This is a genomic window from Marinobacter sp., assembly GCF_033722195.1.
GTDB lineage: Bacteria > Pseudomonadota > Gammaproteobacteria > Pseudomonadales > Oleiphilaceae > Marinobacter.
Genome location: NZ_JAWVZL010000179.1, coordinates 1 through 2,977, shown reverse-complemented (window position 1 = coordinate 2,977; position 2,977 = coordinate 1). Strand labels below are relative to the sequence as shown.

The 2,977-nt window shown below is 64.9% G+C and carries 3 protein-coding genes; all 3 read right to left on the bottom strand.

The annotated features are described in order from the left end of the window. Positions 1-444 (bottom strand): 8-oxo-dGTP diphosphatase MutT (mutT, locus tag R3280_RS16485; protein WP_318999699.1); only part of this gene is annotated, 444 nt, incomplete at its 3' end. A 4-nt stretch (positions 445-448) separates the two neighbouring features. Continuing rightward, positions 449-1,666 (bottom strand): bifunctional glutamate N-acetyltransferase/amino-acid acetyltransferase ArgJ, encoded by a 1,218-nt coding sequence (gene argJ, locus R3280_RS16480; protein WP_318999698.1) that lies wholly within the window; start codon positions 1,664-1,666, stop codon positions 449-451. A 105-nt stretch (positions 1,667-1,771) separates the two neighbouring features. Continuing rightward, the coding region (locus R3280_RS16475; RefSeq protein WP_318999697.1) for an SEC-C metal-binding domain-containing protein at positions 1,772-2,977 on the bottom strand (1,206 nt) is incomplete at its 5' end.

Below are 2,977 nucleotides of genomic sequence, written 5' to 3'. Positions count from 1 at the left end.
AAGCGCCAGGCCCTGGCCCGGGTTTTCGAAGGCGCCGGTGACGGCGTAGACGGATGGCAGCCGGAGCGCCCGGATGATGGCGCGGTTGGCGGCCGGGAAATCCTCGTCCTGCAGTTGCGCCAGCGCCAGCCAGCTTACCGGCTGACCTTCCCGGCCCTCGGCCTCACCCGCGGCGGTGTCGGTCTGCCAGACATCCAGGAACACGCGCTTGTCGCCATAGTCATGGCGGATGCCGATCAGCGGTTGCAACGAGGCCGGGTCCACCCGCAGCCCGGTCTCCTCCGCCAGCTCACGGACAAGGGCCTGCTGTACCGTCTCGCCGGCCTCCACCTTGCCACCGGGAAATTCCAGCAGGCCACCCTGGTGGACACCGTCGGGGCGGCGGGCAATCAGCACCCGGCCGCCACGGCGCACCACAGCCACCGCGACGTGGACTTCCCTCACCCGGTCAGGTCCGGTATTCGGCGTTGATGGTGACGTAGTCGTGGGAAAAGTCGCAGGTCCAGACCCGCTCACGGATCTCGCCCCGGTTCAGGGTCACCCGGATGGTGATCTCGGACTCGCTCATCACCGCCTTGCCGCGGGCCTCGGTGTAATCCTCGGCGCGGCCGCCATTGCGAACCAGACAGACATCCCCCAGGTGAATGGTCAGCGCCTCCAGATCCAGGTCGTGGACGCCGGCCCGACCCACCGCCGCCAGGATACGGCCCCAGTTGGGGTCGGAGGCGAACAGCGCGGTCTTCACCAGGGGCGAATGGGCGATGGTGTAGGCCACCGCCAGGGCCTCCTCGCTGGAGACGGCCTTCTGTACGTCGATGGTGATGAACTTGGTGGCGCCCTCGCCATCCCGCACGATGGCGTGGGCCAGGGTCATGAAGACCTCCTCCAGGGCATCCCGCAGCACCTTGAGATCCGGGCTCTCCCGGGTGATCTCGTCATTGCCGGCCTGACCGGTGGCGATCAGCATGCAGGCGTCGTTGGTAGAGGTGTCGCCGTCGATGGTGATGCGATTGAAGGAGTGCTCCCCCAGCTCAGCGGCCAGAATCTCCAGCAGCCGCGGCTCGATCCTGGCGTCGGTGGCGATAAAGCCCAGCATGGTGGCCATGTTGGGCCGGATCATACCCGCGCCCTTGCTGATGCCGGAGATGGTAACGGTCTTGCCGCCCAGCTGGATCTGCTTGCTGGCCCCCTTGGGCAGGGTGTCGGTGGTCATGATGCCCTTGGCGGCGTCGGGCCAGGCGTTGGCATCCAGGGCCGAGAGTGCCGTCGGCAGCGCCGGCAGGATCTTGTCCACCGGCAGTGGTTCACCGATCACGCCTGTTGAAAACGGCAGGATCTCCTGCGCCGATACGCCGGCTTCCTTGGCCAGCGCTTCGCAGCATTTGCGGGCGTCCGTCAGGCCGCGCTCACCGGTGCCGGCGTTGGCGTTACCGGTGTTGATCAGCAGATAGCGGGGGGCGCCCTGGCGCAGGTGCTCTTTGGCCAGGGTCACCGGCGCCGCGCAGAACTGGTTCTGGGTGAAGATGCCCGCCACCTGGCTGCCGGGCGCCGCCTCGATCACCACCAGGTCCTTGCGGCCGGGCTTCTTGATACCGGCGCTGGCAACGCCCAGGCGCACACCCGCGACCGGGTAAAAGTCTGGTAAGGGTCCCAATCCAACCGCCATTTGCTGACCTCCTTGATGACATTGATTCGTGCCGGGAAACAAAAACCCGCAGCCTGAGACCAGGGTGCGGGTGATTACCGATTATTCAAGCAAAGGCCAACCCGATCAGCTGACTTTGCCGCAACACTGCTTGTACTTCTTGCCGGACCCACAGGGGCAGGGCTCGTTGCGGCCCACCTTGCGCTCCTGACGGACAAAGGTTTCCGGTGTGGCCTGGGCCTGGCGTCCGGCGTCGTCGCCTTCACCACCGGCGGGTCTCTGTCCGGCCGCGGCACTGGTCTGGTCGTGGCGCAGCTTGGCCGCCGCCAGCTGCCGGTCGAGCTCTTCCCGGCGGCGACGCTCAACCTCGCGCATCTCCTCTTCGGTCTGCACCTTGACATGGCACAGCACCCGGGTGACGTCGCGCTTCATGGTTTCCAGCATGGTTTCGAACAGGTTGAAGGCTTCGCGCTTGTATTCCTGCTTGGGGTTCTTCTGGGCATAGCCGCGCAGGTGAATACCCCGGCGCAGGTGATCCATGTTGGACAGATGCTCCTTCCAGAGGGTGTCCATCACCTGCAGGAAGACCTGCTTCTCGAAGTTGCGCATGGGGCCGGAACCGACGATCTCTTCCTTGGCGCGGTAGGCAGCAACCACTTCATCGAGGATGCGCTGGCGCAGATTCTCCTCGAACAGCTTCTTGTCCTCATCCAGCCATTTCTGGATCGGCAGCTCGATGGCCATCTCGGACTGCAGCTGGGCCTCCAGGCCCGCCACATCCCACTGCTCGGGCATGCTCTGGGGCGGAATGAATTCGCTGATCACCGAATCCACCACGTCGGCACGGATGGTGTCCACCATCTCGGAGATGTCTTCCGAAGACATGACCTCGTTGCGCTGGTCGTAGATCACCCTGCGCTGGTCGTTGGCGACGTCGTCGTACTCCAGCAGGGTCTTGCGCATGTCGAAATTGCGGCCTTCCACCTTGCGCTGGGACTTCTCGATGGCGTTGGTGACCATGCGGTGTTCGATGGCCTCGCCCTTCTTCATGCCCATGGCCTGCATGATGTTCTTGACCCGGTCCGGGGCGAAGATCCGCATCAGGTTGTCTTCCAGGGACAGGAAGAACCGGGACGACCCCGGGTCGCCCTGGCGGCCGGCACGACCACGCAGCTGGTTGTCGATCCGGCGGGATTCATGGCGCTCGGTACCAATGATGTGCAGACCACCGGCCTCGAGCACCTGATTGTGGCGCTCGGTCCATTCGGCCTTGACCCGGGCAATCTCTTCTTCCGTGGGATTGTCCATGGCCGCCACTTCGTGCTCCCAGTT

Coding starts and splice junctions, on each gene's coding strand:
- argJ (WP_318999698.1), bottom strand. CDS start 1,666: ATGGCGGTTGGATTGGGACCCTTACCAGACTTTTACCCGGTCGCGGGT.